We start from the raw sequence: 19,887 nt of genomic DNA, 5'->3' as shown, positions 1-19,887 counted from the left end.
GTGTAACCCGCATTGATGGGTAAGTGGTTCCACCTGACCACGCCACCACCCGCTACATGAACTCGCCGTTGATGCCGGGCAGGGCGAGCGTGGCCCGGGAGGAGGATTTCCGGTGCGCGTCCCCGATGAGCAGGTACGCGGTGCGCATCAGCGCTTGCTGGCGGGCCAGCACGAACTCGTGGAAGCCTTCATGACGGTTCAATGGGCTCTCCTCTCAACCGTTGCCAACGCCACCGGGGCGGCGAAAGGTTGCAGGCGGAGGATCGGCCGGCCCCGGTCGGGGAGATGGCTCAGCTCGTGGCGACGAGGGGACAAACCCTGACGCACAACGCGGAAGGCGCAAACTTTCCCGGCTGACCGCACATCCAACGCTCCGTGGAAATACTGATCGACGGGGATCCTCAGTACCTGGGGACGTACTGGCTGGCCGGGCGGCTCGGGGCGGGCGGCCAGGGGGTCGTCTACGAGGGGTACGCGGAGGACGGCGCCCGCGTCGCGATCAAGGTGCTGCACAGCGACCAGGACGCCGGCCAGCTCGCCAAGGAGGCCGCGGCGGCCCAGCGGGTGGCGTCGTTCTGCACGGCGCGGGTGATCGAGGCCCGGCTGGACGGGGCCAGGCCGTACATCGTCAGCGAGTACGTCGCGGGACCGAGCCTGCGCGCCGCCGTCACCGAGGGACGCCGCTTCTCCGGCGGTGACCTGCACCGGCTGGCGACGGCGGTCGCGACCGCGCTGACCGCGATCCACGACGCCGGGGTGATCCACCGCGACCTCAAGCCCGACAACGTGCTGCTGGGCCCGGACGGCCCGCGCGTGATCGACTTCGGCATCGCCAGGACGGCCGAGATGTCGCTGACCGCGACCGGCCTGGTCCGGGGCACGCCGACGTACATGGCGCCGGAGGTGTTCACCGGCGACCGGGCGGGGATGCCCGCCGACGTGTTCGCGTGGGGCGCGATCATGCTGTACGCGGCGACCGGCAAGGACCCGTTCGAGGCCGCCACCCTGGGCGCCGTCATGCACCGGGTGCTGTCGTCCATCCCGGACCTGGGGGTGATGCCCGAGTCGCTGCGCCCGCTGGTCGAGGCGGCGCTCAGCAAGGAGCCGCTGCACCGGCCGAGCGCCCGCGACCTGCTGCTCTCCCTGGTCAGCGGGGGGCCGGACCTGGGCCAGCTGCTCGTGCAGGGCGGCAGGGAGGCGGCCGGAGTGACCGGCGCCGCCGACCCCGGCCTCGGGGCGCTGGCCGAGGACGCGTACGGGATGCTCGCCCCGGAGGAGCGGGAGCTGGTGCCGGAGGTGTTCCTGCGGCTGGTCACGGTGGGTGAGAGCGGCGGGCTGTCGGCGTGCCGGGCGGAGCTGGCCGAGCTGGTCGAGGGCAGGTCGCTGCCCGAGGTCTCGTCGGTGAACAGGATTCTGGAGGTGTTCGGGTACCTGCTGGGCCGGGACGGCGAGTCGGTCTGGCTGACCCGTCCCGCGCTGCCGCGCGCCTGGCCGCGCTACCGCCATTGGGTGGAGGCCAACCGGGACGGCCTGGCCGTGCACCGGGAGATCCTGACGGCGGCACGGCGCTGGGACCAGTCGGGCCGCAGGGACGGCGACCTGTTCCAGGGCTCGGCCCTGGAGAACGCCCTCCAGTGGGCGGCCACCGCCCGCAGGAACATCACCCTCTCCCCCACGGAACGCGACTTCCTGGAATCCGCCGCCGCACTGACCAGGCGCAGGGCCAGGCGCAGCCGCCTCGTCACGCTGAGCCTGGCGGGATTGCTGACGATCGCGCTGGTCGCGGGCGGCCTGGCGGTGCAGCAGGGCAGGCTGGCCGACGAGCGGGCGGCCCGCATCGCCGTCCAGCTCGGCAAGGCGGAGGCGGCGCGGCTGGCGCAGGTCGCGGACACGTACCGGCACAGCGATCCCCGCCTGGCCATGCACCTCAGCCTGGCCGCGTGGCGGCTGGACCGCACGCCGCGGACCAGGACGGCGCTGACGGCGTCGCTGGCGCAGCGCGAGGTGTCCATGTTCAGGGATCCGGCGACGGCGGGCGACACCCTTCGCGTGCTCAGCGCGGACGGCCGGACGATGGCCAGCGTGAGCGGCGACGCCGTACGGCTCTGGGACGTGACCACGGGCAGGCCCAAGGGCGGGATAGCCAAGCTGGGGCTCGGGGACGGCAGCCCGGCCGGCGCCGCGCTCTCCCCGACCGGCCGCCGGGTTCTGGTGGCCACCGGCACGCAGGCCGGGGTGTGGGAGCTGCGAACGGGCCGGCGGATCGCGACGTGGCGGTTCGACAAGGAACTCGGGCAAGGCGTGGACCTGCCGGTCAGCGTGGAGTACGGCAGCGTGGACAGGTACGCGGTGGTCCGCATCGACCGCGACGACTACCTGTGGGACGTGGAACGGAACCGCCGCGCCAGAACCGCCGACAAGCTCGGCCCGATGACGCCGACCGGGACGGCCGTCTACTCCTCCGCCTCCGTCTCGCCCACCCGGATCGACCGGCGGCGCGTCCCGGACCTCGCCACGCAGGCCACCCGCCGCGCGGCCGGCCGGTGCGACCTGTGCGGATGGCCGCTCGCCCTCACGCCGGACGGCCGCGGGCTGGCGCAGGCGGCGCCGGACGGCCTGGTGATCACGTCGGTCAGGGACGGCTCGGTCATGCACACGATCGGGGACCGCGGCACCCTCTGGAACCAGGGCGAGGTGACCTTCAGCGCCGACGGGCGGCTGCTCGCCACGGCCACCCGCGACGACATCCAGGTGTGGATGCGGGATGGCCACTTCCTGACCGAGGTGACGCTTCCTGAGGGCCTGTCGGACGAGGCCCTGGCCCCGGGCGCCATCCCCCAGGTCGCCTTCGACGGCCGCGTCCTGCGCTACCTCCTGGTGGACCGGGTCGTCACCGTGAGCCTCGCCGACGTGTCACTGGTCTCAGGGAGGACGTACTGGGCGAAGGCCGCGCTGACCCCGGGACGCCTGCTGAGGGTCGAGGCCGACGGCCGCGAAGAGATCCGCGTGATGACGCCCGGCGAGCCGGGCGAGATCCTTCAGCGCCGGACCGGCGAGGACGGGACGACCGCGCTCGCCCTCAGCCAGGACGGGCGGCTGGCGGCCGTCGGCGGCGCCCGGACGATCTCCGTGCTGGACGCGAACGCCCGGCGGGAGCTGGCCAGGCTGACCCCTGCCGCCTTCACCGCCACCGAACAGCTGGCGTTCAGCCCGGACGGCACGCGGCTGGCCACGGTGGTGGAGGGGCCGGAGCACGGCGCCGCCCGCACGTACTCGCTGGCGATGTGGGACTGGAAGGCCCGCCGCCTGCTGTGGTCACGCGACGTGCGGCGGGCCCAGGACGTGGAGTTCGCACCGGACGGCAGGACGCTGGCGGTCGCCACCGACGCCGAGCGCCTCTACGACGCCGCCTCCGGCCGGCCGATCGGCGGCCCGTTCGGCGGCGCGGGCCAGGGCATCACGCTCACCGACGCGGTCTTCACCCGGGACGGCCGGTCGCTGGCCGTCGTGGACTCGGGCGGGCGCCTGACCGTCTACGACGTGGCCACCCGCCGCCCGGCCGGGGAGGCGATCAGGGGGAACCTCAGCGGGCACGCGGTCAGATCGCCGCGCGAGGACGTCGTCGCGGCGGTCACGCGGGACGACCGGGTGCAGCTGTTCGACCTGGCGGGACGGGCGTCGCTGGGGGTGCTGGCCGACGCCAACCAGTACGGCGTGCAGGCCCTGGCCTTCGCCGCCGACGGTACGAAGGTGCTGGTGCTCGACGGTAACGGGACGGTGCGCGAGCAGCTCGTCGAGCCGGGCGCGGTCGCGGCGGCGGTGTGCGCCCGCGCCGGGAGCCCGTTGAGCAGGACGGAGTGGGCGCGTCACGTCACGGGTGCGCCCTATCACGAGACGTGCCCCCGGCCATGACGACGACGGGCCGGGCCCGGATATTCGGTGGCCGGCCCGCCCGCCGAGGACACAAGATGGTGCCCGTGACTCTGGCCACCCCCATGCTGAACACCGCTCGCCTGCGCCTGCGCCCCTTCGCCGACGCCGACGCGGACGCCCTCTTCGCGCTGCACAGCAACACCCACGTGATGCGCTACTGGGACTCCCCGCCGTGGACCGAACGGGCCCGCGCCGAGCGTTTCATCGCGATATGCCGGAAAATCGCGGACGAGGGCACCGGAGCCCGGGTGGCCATCGACCGTGTCTCCGACGGGGCCTTCGTCGGCTGGTGCGGCCTGACCGGATGGAACCCGGACTACCGCAGCGCGTCGCTGGGCTACTGCCTGGACGATGCGATGTGGGGCCACGGCTTCGCGACGGAGGCCGCGCACGCGTTGCTGCGGTGGGCGTTCGACACACTGGACCTGAATCGGGTCCAGGCCGAGGCCGACACGCGCAACGTGGCATCTGGCCGGGTTCTGGAGAAGATCGGATTCGTACGCGAAGGAACGCTGCGGGAAGACTGCATCGTCAACGGCGAGGTGTCCGACTCTTGGGTGTTCGGGTTGCTCAGGCGGGAGTGGCGCCCGTCAGCCGTCCCGGTTCCGGCCTCCTAGGGCCTAGCCGGGGAGGGCCGTCCCCGAGAGGACGGCCCTCCGGCCATCGGAGGGATGTCAGTTCACGCAGTCCTGGCTCTTGAGGGCGAGGCCGAGCTGCTCGACCTTGTTCTGCCGGTTGAGGCCGAAGTAGTAGTGCGCCTTGCGGTTGCCGGGCACGGTGGCGTAGTAGCCGCTCGGTTCCTCCTTGACGCCGGGGTAGGCCTTCTTGATCTGGCGGAGGGTCGAGCCGGCGCCGATGCCCTTGGGGGTGCGCACCCCGGCCGGCGCGAAGATGACGGCGACGCCGCGCTTCTTGGAGAGGTAGAGCCCCACCTCGTCGCGAGCGTTGCGGTGGGCCTTGTAGTCCCAGCCGGAGCAGTAGCCGCGCCACTTGAGCACGATCTTGCCGGTGGCCTTGGCCTGCTTGGCCGTCATCCCCAGCTTGACGCCGCCGTAGCCGTACGGGCCGAAAGTGCCCGACGGAGCGGTAACGGCTCCTGCCGGGCTCGCGATCACCAGCGTCGCGCCGGCGACCGCCAGCGCCGCAACCAGTGGAGTCATCTTCATCCTCATCGCCCCGTTTCTTCAGTGGTTCGTGGAAATCCCTCCTTTTGATGCCGCTCACGGGTGGTTGGTTCGCCACCAGTTGATCTCAGTGGCGACGACCGGCACGGCGGCGAGGGCCGGCACAGGTGGGCGCGATGCGCCGCCGAGACCTGCCGGGTACGCCGCTCGGCCGCGGTCACCGCGCTGCGGATCGCGCGCAACAGCATGGTAAGTTCGAAGACTTTGTCCGTATCGAAAGGCACGTCATGGACTCTCTCTCCCTGCACAACCGTTTCCTGAGCGACGCGCTCCCCCGGATTCGGCAAGATCCGAGAGTGGCCGGTGTCGCCGTCGCGGGGTCGATCGCCAAGGGGCACCCCGACGTCTATTCCGATGTCGATCTCATCGTGGTCATCGACGACGAGGCGTTCGACCGGGTCATGGAGGAGCGTCTTGAGCTGATCGGCTCGTGGGCAGCCCTGGTGGCGGGGTTCACCGGGGAGCACGTCGGCGAACCGCGTCTGATCATCACGCTCGTCGGGCCGCCCCTTCTCCATGTCGACTTCAAGTTCGTGCGGGCGTCCGACTTCGCCGAGCGGATCGAGGACCCGGACGTTCTCTGGGATCGGGACGGCAGCCTGGCCGCCTCCCTGGCGGAGCATCCGCCGGCGGACTCGTCGCTCGACCTCCAGTGGATCGAGGACCGGTTCTGGGTCTGGGTGCACTACGGCGCGACGAAACTCGGCCGTGGCGAACTGTTCGAGGTCATCGGCTTCCTCAGCTACCTGCGCGAGGCCGTGCTGGGTCCGCTGGCCGCCCGGCGGGTGGGTGCGTCACCCCGGGGTGTCCGCCACCTCGAATCCATCGCACCGGACGAGGCGCGTGCCCTTCAGGCCACCCTCTGCGGCTACGACCGCATTGACGCCGGCCGGGCTCTGCTCGCCTGCGTCGATCTCTACCGGCAGTGGCTCGACAACGCGGCGGCGGGGCTCGTACCCCGTCGCCACGCCGAAAAGCTCGCTGTCCAGTACCTCCACGACGTCATCGCCCAGGTGAGCTGACCAGCCACGCAGGCGGTCCGGCGCGGTCAGGGCCGATGATCACATCCAGCGCCCCTGCGCGCCGGTTCCTCACCTGAGGGAGATCAGTGCTCTTGACAGGGAGCACTCCAGAGCGAGAGCATTGCTCTCATAACAGGGCAATGCTCTCCAAAGAGAGCATGCTGGAACGACCGTCAACCTTGGGAAGCCCATGAAGCTCGCGCCGCACCTGCACCGCCTCGGCAATGATGTCGTGGCGTGCTACCTCGTCGACACCGCCGAGGGCATCACCCTGATCGACGCGGGGCTGCCCGGCCACTGGCGGGATCTGCAGGCCGAACTCCGTTCCCTCGGCAAGTCCGTCGACGACATCCGCGGGCTGGTGCTGACCCACGGCGACTCCGACCACATCGGGTTCGCCGAGCGCCTGCGCAGCGAACACGGCGTACCGGTGTTCGTGCATGCCGCCGACGCGGCCCGCACCCGTACGGGAGAGAAGCCCAAGACCGCGTGGGGCCCCATGCGTCTCGGCCCGACGCTCGGCTTCTTCGGTTACGCCATCCGCAAGAACGGCCTGCGCACCCGCTACGTCAGCGAGGTCACCACGATCGCTGATGGCGACGTCCTGGACCTGCCCGGGAGCCCGGTGATCGTGGGCATGCCGGGGCACTCGCCGGGAAGCGTGGCGGTGCACGTCCCGATCGCCGACGCGCTCTTCGTCGGCGACGCCCTGACCACGCGGCACGTCCTCACCGGGCGCGGCGGCCCGCAGCCCGCGCCGTTCACCGACGACCCGGCCGAAGCGCTCTCTTCCCTCGACCGGATCTCCGGCCTGCCGGCGTCCTGGGTTCTCCCCGGCCACGGCGCTCCCTGGCGCATCTCGCCGGCCGGAGTGCGCGAAGCGGTTCAGTCCGCGTAGCCAGGCAGCGACAGCACCGTGCCCACGCCGCCTGACTGCCGCCTCCCGTCGCCAAGCCGCTCCTCACCCAGTACATTTCCCTTATCGGGTTCGGGTTCGGTGTCTCCTTTCCTCTGGGTGTGGACGGGACGGTGGCATGGATTTCCAGCTTGCCGTGGTCGCCGACCATGTCGTCTGCGTGACCAGCATTCTCATGCTCGTCCTCTCTGGGGCGGTTCTCGCCTTCTCCGCGTTCAAGCGCGATGCTGCGGAAAACGCCGGAAAGAGACGGCATGTGTTGTCCGCCGGCGCCCTCACTCTCGTGGGGAGCCTTCTGGCCGGCGCCACGTGCCTGCCGACGTGGTTCGGCGTTTCCTACGAGGATTCCAGCAAGGTCATGCAAGCGATCGGCGGCGTCGCGGCGCTGGTGGGCGCGACGATGGCCAACAAGTCGCTGCCCGGTTTCATGCAGTTCATCCGTCCCGTGCTCCGGCTCCTCCAGGCCCTGGGAGCGCTCGTCGTCTTTCTCGCCGTGATCATGGGCATAGCCACGATCCCCCGGGCGGCCACCGGGTACATGGACATCGAATACCTGAAGGGCGACAAACCGGCCAAAACTCGCGAATGCGGGCCAATTCTGGGCTTCGCCTATTGCACCGACCACTACACCCTGCGACTCCCCAGCCGCTCCCAAACGGACACGACATATCGGGTCAACTGCCTGGCCTACTGCGGCGGAAACACCGTCATCCGCCTTCAGCTTGCCGGATGCCCGGAAGCGAAATCCAGCTACGAAATCACCGGGACCGTCCCTCCTCTCCGAGGCGAACTCAGCTCCGCCCACTCACCCTTCCAGGTCAAGACGGACGACATGTCCCCCGGTCAGGACCTCCGGATCCACCTCCGCAGAACCGACCCGGCCACCTGCCCTGCCGACCTCATCCTGACCTCCGGCAAGCTGATGTAGCCCTCACGTACGCCGGCGGAAGGCCCCGCGTAGGCCGGCCGTACGATCGTGGGCCCCGGGTCAGCCGTGCAGGGCGAGGTAGGGGGCGAGGGCCAGCAGGGTCACGAGCAGCGCGTACTTGAGCGTGCGGGCGGGCAGCGCCCGGGCGATCTTCCAGCCCAGCAGGACACCGGCGAGCTCGGGGACGCCGACCAGGACGGCCAGCGGCCAGTCGACGGCGTCGTGGGCGAGATAGCCCGCGCTGCCCACGACGGCGATGGCGATCGACTGGGCCTGGGCGCAGGCGAGGGATTCCAGCACGGGCACGCCCAGGGCGACCAGCAGGGGGACGGTGAGCATCGGCCCGCCGACGCCGACGACGCCCGCCGCGACGGCCACGGCCAGCCCCAGTACGGCCACCGCGCCGGGTGACGGGTGCGGCCGGGTCTCCGCCGGACGGCGGCGCTCGCGCAACCACATCAGGGCCGCCACGCCCGCCACGAAGACGGCCAGCACCCCGCCGAACACCTGCCTGGACACCAGCGTGTTGATGAGCACACCGAAGGGGGCGCCGGCCAGGGCGGCCGCCGCGAGGATCAGCGCCGTGCGCCGGGTCCGGGGGTCTCGGAGCTGCCCGGAGCGGGTGTAGGCGGCGGTGGCCAGCACCCCGGTGGCGACGTGGGTGACCATGGCGGTGCCGGCCACCTGGGCCGGCGCCAGGTCGGTCAGGGCGATGGTCGGCAGCACCCCGCCGGGCCCCACGGCGGTGATCCCCACCCCGCCGACCAGCCCGGCCAGGCCGAGCGCGACCAGCACCGGCAGGCTCAGCCCGGCCATCACCGACCGCCAAAGACGTGGGGCCGGCACGGCAGCGTGGAACACGGCACGGACAAGACGATCTCCAGGAAGAAGCGGGGTGGTCAGGCCGTGGCCGGTGGCAGGCCGCGGTGCAGCGTCGCGCGCAGGGTCATGCGGTCCGCGCGGATGCGGATGGACTCGGCGTCGACGGCGCGGCCGTCGGCCAGCCGGGTCAGCCGTTCCAGGGCGAACACCGCCGCCCCGGCCGCGATGCCCAGCAGCGCCGCGGTGTCCGGGTCGGCGCACACGGCGTGGACCGCGACGTCGGCGCGGCCCAGCCGGCTGCCGGTGGTCTCCTCGATCAGGCCGAACACGTCCCGGCGCACCAGATCACCGGCGAGCACCGCGGCGCCGACGTCGGCGGTGAGATAGCTGGTGTCCAGCGACAGCGGCAGGCCGTCCAGCCACCGCACGCGCTCCAGGCGCACCCCGCCCGCCTCGGCGGGCACCTCCAGGCGGGCGGCGACGGCGTCCGGCAGGATCGCCACCTTCTCGGCCACCCGCACCTCGTTGGTCACCGTGCCGTGGCCGGCCAGCGTCTCGGCCAGGCCCGCCAGCCGGTCCAGCCCGTGCCCGTACTTGGGCATCACCACGGTGGTGCCCACCCCGCGCCGTCGCGTGATCAGGCCCTCCTGCCGGAGCAGGCCGAGCGCTTCACGAACCGCGTTGCGGGAGGCTCCCAGCTGCCTGCCGAGGGTCCGCTCGTCCGGCAGCGCGCCGCCGAAGCGGTCCTCCGTGATCTGCTGCCGCAGCACGTCGGCCACCCGCCGGGCGCGCTCGGCCCGGGGCCGCGACGACCTCCACTCCGCGGCCGGGGCACCGGCCGCCTTCCCGCTGCGGTCCATGTCGGCCACGCTAACCGCCGCCCGTTACGCCAGTGTTACGCCACCTGCGCCGACCAGCGCGAACGCCTCACCAGCCGGTTCAGGGGCGGCCCCGCACGCTCCGCCACCCGCCCGGCCTGCTCGCAGCTCCGATACCCGGTCATCCACGGGCCGGCGATGGCCGGCTACCCCGGAGGCCGGATCAGGCGGACGTAGGTGCGATCGTCGAAGCTGTCCGCACCAGGCCGGACCGCTTTGGTCGCCGGATGCTCGTCGATCCGCAGCGGGTCGGTGGCCACGGACGCCGCCAGCCGGCGCTCGGCCGAGGCGAGGCTGGGTTCGGCGCTCAGGTAGCCGTCCGAGGCCAGCACCACCTGGTCGACGCCGTCCAGGGGGAAGATGTCGATGAACCGCTCGGGCACCCGCCGCCCGTCCAGCACCCCGTACCCGTAGGGGCCTGGCCGGTTGGCCAGGATGCTCTGCCGCCGCAGGAGCGGCAGGATCAAAGCCCGGCCGGGATCTTCGGCCGCCAGCGTGCTGACGTCACCGTCGCCGGCCAGCAGGCAGTGCAGGAAGGCCGCCCTGGCTTGCGCGAGCACCCGGTCCAGGAGCTTGTCCCCGTCATGACACTCCCAGCATGATGCCGGCCCGGGCGCGTCCTCCTCCGCGCTGCGGGCCAGCGCGACATGGACGTCACCCACCCGCCACACCACCTCCTGCTGCGGCAGCATGACCGCGGCCACCGCGCAGGGTGCGACCAGGTCGTCGTTCGCGATCCCCCACCGGGCGCGTAAGCGGGCCAGGTCGGCGGTGATCTCCCGGACCGCCCGCTCCGGTCCGGCATCCGCCGCCAGGCGGGCCAAGGTTCCGGCCACCTGCTCGGCGGCACGAGCTCCGCCGCTCATCCCGCCGTAGTCCCGTCCGCTCTTGTCCGTCGCCCCGTCGACGACCGCCACGCAGCGCAGCGCGCCGTGCCTGTCGTGCAGGACCACCAGCCGGTCCTCCCCTGCCCCGCCTTGCCGATCCTTGGGGACAGAGTGCCGCTCGGCCACGCTCCAGGTCCGCATCTGCCGCCTTCCCTCCCCCACCGGACTTTCGCCACAACCCTGGCATGACGACACCCGAGTACGTCACGGCCCTGCGATGCGCGCATTTGAGCACATCCGAAATGCCATCGCTAATACTTCAAGAGTCACAACGATTTACGGAACGCGCAAAACTGCACAAATCGCACGAGGAGCGCGACGGTCGGCTCGGGTTACGCTGACACCTGCCCTGCTCACCTATCCGGTTGGACACCTCCTCGGGAGAGCTGAAATGTCATCCTTCACGAATAGTGCGACGGCGTTATCGTGGGTCTGATCCCCCCGCGCCCTTTCCAGAGCGTCGTGGTCTGCGGTGTCGCGGGAGTCGCCGGCGTGGTCTGCCTCGCCGAGGTCGCAGGCCGGCTCGGCCTGGTGTCTCCCCTGCAGTTCCCGCTCGCCTCGACGATTCTCGTCACCGCCGCCGCGCTGGCCGGCGACGCCGGCTTCCTCGCCGACGTCCTGGCCACCTTCACCGGCTGGGCGCTGGGGCTGCTGGCCGCCGTGGCCCTCGCCGTCCCCGCCGGAGTGCTGCTCGGCAGCCTCCCGCCGCTCGAACGGGCGCTGCGTCCCGTGATCGAGTTCCTGCGGCCGATCCCGTCGGTGGCGCTCATCCCGCTGGCCGCCTTCGTCTTCGCCGACCGCCTGGAGATGAAGGTGGCGATGATCGTGTACGCGTCGGCCTGGCCGATCCTCCTCAACACCCTCTACGGCCTGCGTGAGACCGACCCGCTCGCCAAGGACACGCTGCGAGCCTTCGGGTTCGGCCCGTTGTCGGTGCTGTGGCGGGTCAGCCTGCCCAGCGCGGCGCCGTTCATCGCGACCGGGATCCGGGTGGCGGCGGCGATCGCCCTCATCCTGGCGGTGAGCACCGAACTGCTGGCCGGCGGCACGCGCGGCATCGGCCATTTCATCATCCTGGCCGAGAGCAGCCCGGACGGCCTGCGGCTGACCATCGCCGCCACCATCTGGGCCGGAGCGCTGGGCCTGCTCACCAACGGGCTGCTCGTCCTCGCCTCCCGGCGTCTGCTGCCCTGGCACACCGCAGCGAGGGCAGAGCGATGATCAGACCGCTGCTCACCGCCCTGGCTCGGCTGTGGCTCGTCCCGGTCGTCCTGGGCGTCTGGGAACTGACCACCCGGCTCATGCGGCACCCGTACTTCCCGCCGCCCACGGCGATCGCCCAGCGCATGCGGGAGCTGTGGTTCGACGGCCCGCCCAGCAGGCTCTGGCTCAGCGCCATGGCTCTGGACAACGCTCCGCACAGCCTCTCCAGGCTGCTGGCCGGATGGGCGCTGGCCGGGATCATCGGCGTCCTCGCCGGGATCGCGCTCGGCCGGTCGCCGCTGCTGTCCAGGTTCCTCGACCCGATCATCCAGTTCGGCCGCGCGCTGCCGCCACCGGCTCTGCTGCCCATGTTCCTGGCCCTGTTCTCCACGGGCACCCGCATGCAGATCGCGACCATCACCTGCGGCATCATCTGGCCGGTCCTGATCAACGCCGCCGACGGCGCCCGCAACGTCGACCCGCTCCACCTGGACTCCGCCCAGGTCTTCAAGCTGTCCCGGACGCAGCGGCTGCTGCGGGTCCTGCTGCCCTCGGCGGCACCCAAGATCCTCGCCGGGTTACGCGTCAGCCTGTCGCTCGCGCTCATCCTCATGGTGATCGCCGAGTTCTTCAGCACCGAGGGCATCGGCTTCCAGCTGCGTGCCGCGCAGCGCGCCTTCGACCTGCCGGGCATGTGGGCCGCCATTGTCCTGCTCGGCGTCCTGGGCTATCTGCTCAACCAGGCCTTCCTCCTGCTGGAACGCCGGGCCTTGAGCCGGCACCCCGCGCACACCACCACCTGACCGGCACCCCGCCACGTCCGCCGACACAATAATCGTCGCCGAAATCGTGTCGCGAAAAGACGACCCGAATGGCAAAGTCGCCCAATGGAACTGCTGGCCATCTGACGTTTTCCCCTTTCTTTGGAGCGTTCATGTCCGGACCCAAAAGCTGTCGCATGCGCATTCGCGCGCTCTTACTCACCGTCATCGCCGTGGTTGCCGCAGGCTGCGGCGGTGACCCGACCACCGGAAAGGCCGGGCTGGAGAAGAGCACCATCACCCTCGGCATGCTCCCCCTGCCGGAAGTCGCCCCCATCCAGATCGGCATCGACAAGGGCTACTTCGAAGCGCAGGGCCTCACCGTCAAGGTCGAGATCATCCAGGGCGGCGCGGCCGCGATGCCGGACCTGCTCAGCGGCAAGCTGGACGTCCTGCACAGCAACTACGTCTCGGCGATGCTCGCCGCCGGCCTCGGCGTGGCCAAGCCCAAGGTCATCGGCGAGGCCTACGTCGCCCAGGACGGCAACTTCGTCCTCATGACCAAGCGCGACTCCCCCATCACGACGCTGGCCCACCTCAAGGGGAAGAAGGTCGGCGTCAACACCCTCAACAACGTCGCCACCCTCGCCGTCAGCGCACTGCTGAAGACTGCCGGGCTGGCACCGGACGACGTCAAGTTCGTCGAGCAGCCCTTCCCGCAGATGGCCGGCGCGCTCGACAGCGGGCTCGTGGACGCCGCCGTCCTGCCCGAGCCCTTCTGGCAGACGGCGGCCGAGGACAGCGGTGCCCGCCAGTTGTCGGAGCTGTTCACCGCGGCGACGGCCAAGTGGCCGATGGCCGGCTACGTGGTCACCGACCAGTTCGCCCAGCAGCACCCCAAGACCGTCGCGGCCTTCCAGCGCGGCCTGCAGCAGGCCACGACCACGGCCATCTCGAACTCCGCCGACGCGAAGGCCGCCATCCTCAAGTACACCAAGATCGACAAGGCGACGGCCGACCTCATGCGCCTCGGCGGCTACTCCACCTCGGTCGACAAGGGCCGGCTCCAGCGGGTGGCCGACCTCATGCTCGAGTTCGGCTACCTGAAGGAGAAGCTCGACGTCTCCTCCTTGCTCCTGACGGCAGGCACGTCATGAGCACCACCCCACCACCCACGCCTCACCCGCGGGAGGCCGAGCCATGCGCGTGAAGATCGCCGGCGCCGGGATAGCCGGGCTGAGCACGGCTCTGAGCCTGCACGCCGCCGGGATCACCGACGTGGTCGTCCACGAAGCCGTCGAGGACATCCAGCCGCTGGGCGTGGGCATCAACATCCTGCCGCACGCCGTACGCGAGCTCATCGAACTCGGCCTGGGCGATCGCCTGGCGGAGATCGGCGTCGAGACGGCCGACCTGACCTTCATCAACCGGTACGGCCAGCGCATCTGGAGCGAGCCACGCGGACGGCAGGCCGGCTACGCCTGGCCGCAGTACTCCATCCACCGCGGCCGCCTGCAGCTCATGCTCCTGCGAGCGGTCCGCGAACGCCTGGGCGCCGGCGCCGTCGTCACCGGCTCCCCCGTGACCGGACTCCACCATGACGCCGACCTGCTCGTGGGCGCCGACGGCATCCGCTCCAGCGTGCGGCAGGCCCTGTTCCCCGGCGAGGGCGAACCTCTGTGGGGCGGGCACGTGCTGTGGCGCGGCACCACCTACCGGGCCCCGTTCATGACCGGCCGATCCATGATCATGGCCGGTGACGGGGCGACGAAGATCGTCATCTACCCGATCGCGCCCGACGAGGACGGGAACCAGCTGATCAACTGGGCCGTCCAGCACCAGGCCCCCGAATCGACCCCGCGCGGCGACTGGAACCAGCCCGTCAGCGTGGACAAGATCCTCCCCCACGTCCAGGACTGGCACTGCGACGAGCTCGACATCAGCGAGCTCGTCGCCGCGGCGACGAAGGTGTACGAGTACCCGCTGGTGGACCGCGACCCGCTGCCCCACTGGTCGACCGGCGACGTCACCCTGATCGGCGATGCCGCTCACCCGATGTATCCCACCGGGTCCAACGGCGGCACCCAGGCCGTCATCGACGCCCGGGTGCTCGCCTACGCCCTGGCCACCGGCCGGGGCCTGAAGTTCTACGAGGACGAGCGCCGCCCTGTCACGAACCGCATCGTGCTGGCCAACCGCCAGGACGGCCCCGAGATCATCCTGCGCCTGGCCCACGAGCGCGCCCCCCACGGGTTCGCCGACATCGAAGCGGTTCTGCCCCTCACCGAACGCGAGGAGATCGCCCTGCACTACAAACGGCTGGCCGGCTTCGAACCCGCCACCCTGAACGCGCGCCGCAGCTGGTCCGCGGAGCCTCCGCCCCTGCCACGGCACCGGCGTACGACCTGAGGCGTACCGGCGGCCGAACCCCGTATGGCCTGAGGGGGACGCGCGGGCGCCGGTGCGACTCCTAACGTCGGCGCCATGAAGGTTCCTACGCTGCTGAACGGCCGCGTGTGGCCGCCGGTCCTGTTCTTGGTGGTGTCCGCGCCGCTGCTGGCCGAGGTGCTCAGTGGGGCCACCTCGCTGATCGGCTTCCTGGCGCCGGGCACGTTCGCCGCCTACGTCCTCGTCCTGTACGGGATACCGGTGCTGGTGATCCGGGAGGTCGCCGTCCGCGCCCGGATCGGCCTGCTCGGGCTGTTCTGCCTCGGCCTGGTGTACGGGCTCTACAACGAGGGCCTGCTCACGGAGTCGCTGTACCACCCGCTGGGCGTCCAGGACGACACCTGGGCGGCGTACGGCCTGGTGGCCGGGCTGCGGATCCCGTGGCTCGTGTTCATCGTGCCGTGGCACGGGCTCTTCTCCGTGCTGACCCCGATCCTGCTGACCGAGCACGTGTTCACCCGGCAGGCGGGACGCCCGTGGCTGCCGCTGCCGGTCACGTGGGCGCTGGGCGTCCTCGTCGCCGCCCTGGGGGCCGGGCGGTTCCTGATCATCGGCGAGGACGTGCGCACCCAGCCTGCCTCGACGTTCGCCGTTCACGCCGCGGTGGTGCTGGGGGCGGCGGTGGCGCTGTGCTCGGTGGCGGCGGTCGCGCGCCGATCGGCGCGGCCGGACCCGGTCGCGGGGGCCGGCCGGCCGTGGTGGGCGGCCGGACTCGGCGCGGTCGTGTTCGTGGCGCTGTTCCTCGTCCTGCAACTGCTGGCTCTCTCGCGGGTGCCGTGGCCGTGCCTGCCGGCGTACGGTGCCGTGGTCGGCGGTGGCGTGCTGTGGTCGGCGGTCCGGCGTGGGCCGATCGGGCCGCGCGACGCGGTGGCGTTCGTGCTCGGCGCCGGGCTGGCACAGGCGGCGCTGGCCGTGCTGTTCGGCGCACTCACCGGAAACCCGCTGTGGGCGGCCGCGGGGGCGTTGTTCGGGACCGCGTTCGTGGTGCTGCTCGCACGGGTCCGCCGGGCCGGCCCCTGACCGGGTGGTGGCCGGAGTGTCAGCGGCGCATCCTCACCAAGCCGGGCCATCAGGGGCGCCGGACTGCTGGAGCCGTACCGGCCCGGGCCCGCTGCCCTGGAGGGCGTCGTCGGGGTTGAGGAGCAGGCAGGCCCTCATGGACAAGCAGCCGCAGCCGATGCACCCGGTGAGCTCGTGCTCAAGGCGTTCGAGAGCCCGGCGGCGTTCCTCCAGTTGCTTCTTCCACACCCGGGAGACCCGCTGCCAGTCCCTGTGGGTGGGGGCGCGGTCGGCAGGCAGGGTGGCGAAGACGTCGGCGACGTCCGACAGCGGGATGCCCAGCCGCTTGGCCACGATGATCAGCGATATCCGGCGCAGCATGTGGCGGGAGAAGATCCGCTGGTTGCCGGTGCCGCGTTCGCTGAAGATCAGCCCCTTGCGCTCGTAGAAGCGCAGCGCGGAGGCGGGCACGCCGGTCCGGCGCATGACCTCGCCGATGGTGAGGGGATCGTCCGGACTGGCGCGCACGGCGTCTCTCCTTCGAGGGAGGGGTGATCAGGCGTGATGGTGCGAGCGTGGGGCGCTGAGGAGCAGCACCCCCACGACGATCGACAGGACGAGACTGAGCAGGGCGACGCCGAGCTGGGTCACCTGCCAGGCCCAGGTGAACGCGTCCAGTTGCGCGGCCGCCCCGGCTCCGCCGGCCAGGCGTCCGGCGCTGACCGCGGCGGCGTCGCCGGCGTCGCCGAGCCTGACCGTCAGGAGGCCGGCGAGCGAGGCGCCGAACGCGGCGATCACGAGCGCCTCGGCCGCTCCGCGCAGGGTGTTGAGGAATCCCGTGGCCATGCCGACGATGTCCGCTGGGACCAGGGCCATGGCCTGGCCGTCGGTGATGCCGAAGGAGGCCCCCATGCCGATGCCGATCATCAGCAGCGGCGCCGCGACGGCCGTGACCGTGTCGTCGGCGTTCAGCCCGGTGAGCAGCAGGTTCCCGGCCACGACCAGCACCAGCGCCACCATGATGAGGAGGCGGGCGGCGACCCCTCTGTTCACCAGGGTCACCGCGACCATGGGCGTGAACAGGACGGGAGCCGTCAGCAGCAGCATGACCACTCCTGCGGCTGCCGGGGAGAACCCGCCCGTCGCCTGGAGGTAGGTGGGCAGGAAGACCAGGACGCCGAGGAACCCGATCGAGGTGGTCAGCGTCGCGAGGCTCCAGCCCAGGAAGCCGCGGTTGGCCACCAGCGATGGGGCCAGCACCGGTGCGGCGCTACGCCGCTGCCCGGCACTGAAGATCGCCAACATGGCCAGGCCGGTGATCCCGGTGACCAGGATGACCGGGTGGGTCCAGCCGAGCGCGGGCGCCTCCAGAAGCGTGAACATGAGCAGGGCCAGCGCGGCGACGAACAGCGCGTTGCCCGCCCGGTCGATCGGGCCGGCGCTGTCGGCCCGTGACTCGCGGGTACGGGTCGAGCCGAGGGCGATCAGCAGGCCGATCGCCGTGAAGATCGCGAAGCTGCCCCGCCATCCGGTGGCGGTGATCAGGAAGCCCGTCAGGGTGGGGCCGATGGCGATGCCGATCCCGGCCATGGTCCCCATCAGCGCGAAGGCGCGGTTACGGGCGGCACCGTCGTAGCTGGAGGCGAGGATGGCGCCGCCGGCCGCCATGATCCCGGCCCCGCCCGCGCCGGAGACGATCCGGGCGAGGTCGGTGACGACGATCGCCGGGCTCAGCGCCGTCACGAGGAACCCGGCCGCGAAGACCAGCGCCGCGCCGAGGAACACCCGGCGGCGGCCCACGCGGTCGGCGGCCGAGCCCGCGACGAGGGTCATCGCGGCGAAGGCGAGGTTGTATCCGGCGACGACCCAGTTCAACGCCGATCCGGAGGCATCGAGATCACGTCCCATGCTCGGCAGCGCGACCGCGGTTCCCGAGATGGACATCGCCACCAGGACGACGCCGGCGAGGACTACGGGAAGTGTCAGCGGTGACGGCCGGTCCCTGACGGCCGAAGCGGGGGACGCGTCTGTGGTGGGGTCCATGCTGCTCGCTCTCCCTGGTCTTGGGTCGGAGGGCGAACAGCCCATCAGTTCAACCGAAGTTGAGGTCAACTCCCCTGGTCAGCCGCCGGCCGCCCCGGCGCCACGTGGTCGATGTCGGGGACCCACTGGCGCGGGTCGGCCGGGTCGGGCAGGCGGGCGGGCCGGAGCTGGGCGAGCAGGGAGCGCAGGAGCGGGCGGGGATTGCGCCGGTGCCAGACCACCGACCACGGCAGCAGAGGCGTCGGCTCGACGATCGGGATCCGGCGCAGCCCGCTCCCGGCGGCGTCGATGCTCATCTCGCCCAGCCCGACGGCGCTCTTCTCGCCCAGGAACTGCTCCACCAGGTGCTGCACGCCGATCGCGGGCACGTTGAAGCGCAGCGGCACGCCGAGCCTGGCGGCGAGGCGTTCCAGGTAGCCGCGCCACTCCTCCGCGCCCGCCGGGTCCGGCATGGCGATGCCTCCCGCCCGCAGGTCCGCCGGGCGCAGCTCGCTCCGTCCCGCGAGCGCGTGGTCCTCCGGTACGAACGCGGCCAGCGGCTCCACGCGCACGAGCCGGTACGCCAGCTCCGGCGGCCACGGCCCGGGCAGGTCGTGCACCCGCCCGAAGGCCGCGTCGATCTCCTGCCTGCGCAGCGCGGGCAGCGCGACCGCCAGCCCCTGCCGCATGCTGAGCTCCACCCGCAGCCGGGGGTCGCGCTCGCTGGCCTCCCGCACCAGGCGCAGCGGCGTGAACCGCTCGTCGTAGATGTCCACCCGGACCGGGTCGGCGGCCTCGCGGACCGCCTCGACGGCCCGGTCGAAGGCCGCCACCGCCTCGGCCGCCGCAGGCAGGAAGCTCCGCCCCGCGTCCGTCAGGCGGATGGACCGGGTGGTCCGCTCGAACAGCGCGGCGCCCAGCCCCTCCTCCAGTCTGCGGATGCGCTTCGACAGCGCCTGCTGCGTGACGAACAGGCGCGCTGCCGCCCTGCCGAAGTGCAGCTCTTCCGCGGTCACCACGAAGGCGCGCAGGCCGGAGATGTTCGCGTCCACGCCAGGAGCATGGATTGACAACCACCAGTTGTCAATCCGGCGCGGATGGCTGTTGGACGCGGACGGCGCCGACCGGGTTACCTGGTCGTCGCGACGCAGGAAGGCTGCTCGCGGCGTTGGGAGGCGGAACAGTGGAGATCGTGGAGATCCGTCCGGAGCTGCACCTGCTGCGGCTTGCGTTCGGGCAGGCGTACCTGTGGAACGACGCGGGCACGCTCACGCTGGTCGACACGGGCATCGCCACCAGCGGTGACGCGATCGCCGAGGCGATCGGCCGGCTCGGCCTGCGTACGGACGCCGTACGCCGGGTCGTGCTCACCCACTACCACGAGGACCACTGCGGCGGCGCGGCGGCGGTCGCGGCGTGGGGCGAGGTGGAGGTGCTGGCCCACCGGGCGGAGGCGCCGGTGATCAGGGGCGAGGTGCCCGCGCCGCCGCCGAACTTCACCGACGAGGAGCGAGCGCTGCACCGCAGCCTCGGCGCCCACCTGCTGCCGCCGGCCCCGCCGTGCCGGCTGGATCGGGAGCTGGAGGACGGCGACCTGATCGCCTTCGGCGGCGGCGCCCACGTGATCGCCACCCCCGGGCACACCGCCGGCAGCATCGCCGTGCACCTGCCCCGGGCGGGGGTGCTGTTCACCGGCGACACCGTGGCGCACGTCGACGGGCAGGTCATGCCCGGGGTGTTCAACATGGACCGCCACGAGATGCTCCGCTCGTTCCGGCGGCTCGCGGACCTCGACACGGAGGTGGCCTGCGTGGGGCACGGCGACCCCGTCACGGACGCGCGGGCCGCGCTCGGGAAGGCGGCCCTGTCAGCGCACTAGCGGTG

General features: G+C 71.8%; 19 protein-coding genes. 11 read left to right on the top strand and 8 right to left on the bottom strand.

Annotated elements, in window-relative coordinates:
* Nucleotides 1–52: 52 nt before the first annotated feature.
* Nucleotides 53–202, bottom strand: a complete 150-nt coding sequence (locus ACBI99_RS18635) for a hypothetical protein (protein WP_246647027.1) — start codon at nucleotides 200–202, stop codon at nucleotides 53–55.
* Nucleotides 203–375: 173 nt separating this feature from the next.
* On the opposite strand from ACBI99_RS18635, the gene ACBI99_RS18630 reads away from it, so the two are divergent.
* Together ACBI99_RS18630 and ACBI99_RS18625 are read left to right on the top strand one after the other, a co-directional pair.
* Nucleotides 376–3,912 carry a serine/threonine-protein kinase gene (locus ACBI99_RS18630; RefSeq protein WP_375072865.1) on the top strand — a complete coding sequence of 1,179 codons (3,537 nt, stop codon included), beginning with the start codon at nucleotides 376–378 and terminating at the stop codon, nucleotides 3,910–3,912.
* A 65-nt stretch (nucleotides 3,913–3,977) separates the two neighbouring features.
* Nucleotides 3,978–4,550, top strand: coding sequence for a GNAT family N-acetyltransferase (locus tag ACBI99_RS18625; protein WP_219519120.1), 573 nt, complete (start codon nucleotides 3,978–3,980; stop codon nucleotides 4,548–4,550).
* Between the two features lie 57 nt (nucleotides 4,551–4,607).
* Here ACBI99_RS18625 and ACBI99_RS18620 read toward each other — a convergent pair whose 3' ends face one another.
* A complete protein-coding gene (locus ACBI99_RS18620) occupies nucleotides 4,608–5,093 on the bottom strand; it encodes a hypothetical protein (protein WP_246647028.1) in 486 nt (161 codons plus the stop codon).
* 140 nt (nucleotides 5,094–5,233) lie between these two features.
* Here ACBI99_RS18620 and ACBI99_RS18615 point away from each other — a divergent pair, with 140 nt between their 5' ends.
* The 3 genes from ACBI99_RS18615 (at nucleotide 5,234) to ACBI99_RS18605 (ending at nucleotide 7,983) form a co-directional block, all read left to right on the top strand.
* A complete protein-coding gene (locus ACBI99_RS18615) occupies nucleotides 5,234–6,139 on the top strand; it encodes a nucleotidyltransferase domain-containing protein (RefSeq protein WP_375072864.1) in 906 nt (301 codons plus the stop codon).
* Nucleotides 6,140–6,329: 190 nt separating this feature from the next.
* The gene (locus ACBI99_RS18610; protein WP_375072863.1) at nucleotides 6,330–7,037 is read left to right on the top strand and encodes an MBL fold metallo-hydrolase; all 708 of its coding nucleotides are present in this window, start codon (nucleotides 6,330–6,332) and stop codon (nucleotides 7,035–7,037) included.
* Between the two features lie 136 nt (nucleotides 7,038–7,173).
* Nucleotides 7,174–7,983 (top strand): hypothetical protein, encoded by an 810-nt coding sequence (locus ACBI99_RS18605; RefSeq protein WP_375072862.1) that lies wholly within the window; start codon nucleotides 7,174–7,176, stop codon nucleotides 7,981–7,983.
* 60 nt (nucleotides 7,984–8,043) lie between these two features.
* Here the strand turns inward: ACBI99_RS18605 and ACBI99_RS18600 are convergent, their stop codons facing one another.
* The 3 genes from ACBI99_RS18600 to ACBI99_RS18590 form a co-directional block, all read right to left on the bottom strand.
* A complete protein-coding gene (locus tag ACBI99_RS18600; protein WP_375072861.1) occupies nucleotides 8,044–8,799 on the bottom strand; it encodes a sulfite exporter TauE/SafE family protein in 756 nt (251 codons plus the stop codon).
* Nucleotides 8,800–8,882: 83 nt separating this feature from the next.
* Nucleotides 8,883–9,665, bottom strand: a complete 783-nt coding sequence (locus tag ACBI99_RS18595; RefSeq protein ID WP_219518772.1) for a GntR family transcriptional regulator — start codon at nucleotides 9,663–9,665, stop codon at nucleotides 8,883–8,885.
* A 164-nt stretch (nucleotides 9,666–9,829) separates the two neighbouring features.
* Nucleotides 9,830–10,711, bottom strand: coding sequence for a hypothetical protein (locus ACBI99_RS18590; RefSeq protein ID WP_375072860.1), 882 nt, complete (start codon nucleotides 10,709–10,711; stop codon nucleotides 9,830–9,832).
* A gap of 285 nt (nucleotides 10,712–10,996) precedes the next feature.
* On the opposite strand from ACBI99_RS18590, the gene ACBI99_RS18585 reads away from it, so the two are divergent.
* The 5 genes from ACBI99_RS18585 to ACBI99_RS18565 all read left to right on the top strand — a co-directional run bounded on the left by ACBI99_RS18585 (nucleotide 10,997) and on the right by ACBI99_RS18565 (nucleotide 16,002).
* Nucleotides 10,997–11,791 (top strand): ABC transporter permease subunit, encoded by a 795-nt coding sequence (locus ACBI99_RS18585; protein WP_308126239.1) that lies wholly within the window; start codon nucleotides 10,997–10,999, stop codon nucleotides 11,789–11,791.
* Nucleotides 11,788–12,576, top strand: a complete 789-nt coding sequence (locus tag ACBI99_RS18580) for an ABC transporter permease (RefSeq protein ID WP_375072859.1) — start codon at nucleotides 11,788–11,790, stop codon at nucleotides 12,574–12,576. The genes ACBI99_RS18585 and ACBI99_RS18580 overlap by 4 nt, the downstream gene beginning before the upstream one ends.
* A gap of 155 nt (nucleotides 12,577–12,731) precedes the next feature.
* Nucleotides 12,732–13,691, top strand: coding sequence for an ABC transporter substrate-binding protein (locus ACBI99_RS18575; RefSeq protein ID WP_375072858.1), 960 nt, complete (start codon nucleotides 12,732–12,734; stop codon nucleotides 13,689–13,691).
* Between the two features lie 43 nt (nucleotides 13,692–13,734).
* Nucleotides 13,735–14,943, top strand: coding sequence for a flavin-dependent oxidoreductase (locus ACBI99_RS18570; RefSeq protein ID WP_219518761.1), 1,209 nt, complete (start codon nucleotides 13,735–13,737; stop codon nucleotides 14,941–14,943).
* A gap of 75 nt (nucleotides 14,944–15,018) precedes the next feature.
* The gene (locus ACBI99_RS18565) at nucleotides 15,019–16,002 is read left to right on the top strand and encodes a hypothetical protein (RefSeq protein WP_375072857.1); all 984 of its coding nucleotides are present in this window, start codon (nucleotides 15,019–15,021) and stop codon (nucleotides 16,000–16,002) included.
* Between the two features lie 33 nt (nucleotides 16,003–16,035).
* Here ACBI99_RS18565 and soxR read toward each other — a convergent pair whose 3' ends face one another.
* The 3 genes from soxR to ACBI99_RS18550 all read right to left on the bottom strand — a co-directional run bounded on the left by soxR (nucleotide 16,036) and on the right by ACBI99_RS18550 (nucleotide 19,055).
* Nucleotides 16,036–16,509: a redox-sensitive transcriptional activator SoxR gene (gene soxR, locus ACBI99_RS18560; RefSeq protein ID WP_308126238.1), complete on the bottom strand. Its 474-nt coding sequence runs from the start codon at nucleotides 16,507–16,509 to the stop codon at nucleotides 16,036–16,038.
* A 27-nt stretch (nucleotides 16,510–16,536) separates the two neighbouring features.
* Nucleotides 16,537–18,024, bottom strand: a complete 1,488-nt coding sequence (locus tag ACBI99_RS18555) for an MFS transporter (RefSeq protein ID WP_375072856.1) — start codon at nucleotides 18,022–18,024, stop codon at nucleotides 16,537–16,539.
* A 65-nt stretch (nucleotides 18,025–18,089) separates the two neighbouring features.
* Nucleotides 18,090–19,055, bottom strand: a complete 966-nt coding sequence (locus tag ACBI99_RS18550; protein ID WP_375072855.1) for a LysR family transcriptional regulator — start codon at nucleotides 19,053–19,055, stop codon at nucleotides 18,090–18,092.
* 140 nt (nucleotides 19,056–19,195) lie between these two features.
* On the opposite strand from ACBI99_RS18550, the gene ACBI99_RS18545 reads away from it, so the two are divergent.
* A complete protein-coding gene (locus ACBI99_RS18545) occupies nucleotides 19,196–19,882 on the top strand; it encodes an MBL fold metallo-hydrolase (RefSeq protein WP_375072854.1) in 687 nt (228 codons plus the stop codon).
* The last annotated feature ends 5 nt before the right edge of the window (nucleotides 19,883–19,887 follow it).

It is taken from the genome of Nonomuraea sp. ATR24 (genome assembly GCF_041950485.1).
GTDB classification, from domain to species: Bacteria; Actinomycetota; Actinomycetes; order Streptosporangiales; family Streptosporangiaceae; genus Nonomuraea; species Nonomuraea ceibae.
This window is presented reverse-complemented; position numbering and strand designations above follow the sequence as displayed.

Coding starts and splice junctions, on each gene's coding strand:
- ACBI99_RS18620 (WP_246647028.1), bottom strand. CDS start 5,093: ATGACTCCACTGGTTGCGGCGCTGGCGGTCGCCGGCGCGACGCTGGTG.
- ACBI99_RS18615 (WP_375072864.1), top strand. CDS start 5,234: ATGCGCCGCCGAGACCTGCCGGGTACGCCGCTCGGCCGCGGTCACCGC.
- ACBI99_RS18610 (WP_375072863.1), top strand. CDS start 6,330: ATGAAGCTCGCGCCGCACCTGCACCGCCTCGGCAATGATGTCGTGGCG.
- ACBI99_RS18605 (WP_375072862.1), top strand. CDS start 7,174: ATGGATTTCCAGCTTGCCGTGGTCGCCGACCATGTCGTCTGCGTGACC.
- ACBI99_RS18600 (WP_375072861.1), bottom strand. CDS start 8,799: ATGGCCGGGCTGAGCCTGCCGGTGCTGGTCGCGCTCGGCCTGGCCGGG.
- ACBI99_RS18595 (WP_219518772.1), bottom strand. CDS start 9,665: ATGGACCGCAGCGGGAAGGCGGCCGGTGCCCCGGCCGCGGAGTGGAGG.
- ACBI99_RS18590 (WP_375072860.1), bottom strand. CDS start 10,711: ATGCGGACCTGGAGCGTGGCCGAGCGGCACTCTGTCCCCAAGGATCGG.
- ACBI99_RS18580 (WP_375072859.1), top strand. CDS start 11,788: ATGATCAGACCGCTGCTCACCGCCCTGGCTCGGCTGTGGCTCGTCCCG.
- ACBI99_RS18575 (WP_375072858.1), top strand. CDS start 12,732: ATGCGCATTCGCGCGCTCTTACTCACCGTCATCGCCGTGGTTGCCGCA.
- ACBI99_RS18570 (WP_219518761.1), top strand. CDS start 13,735: ATGCGCGTGAAGATCGCCGGCGCCGGGATAGCCGGGCTGAGCACGGCT.
- ACBI99_RS18565 (WP_375072857.1), top strand. CDS start 15,019: ATGAAGGTTCCTACGCTGCTGAACGGCCGCGTGTGGCCGCCGGTCCTG.
- ACBI99_RS18555 (WP_375072856.1), bottom strand. CDS start 18,024: ATGGACCCCACCACAGACGCGTCCCCCGCTTCGGCCGTCAGGGACCGG.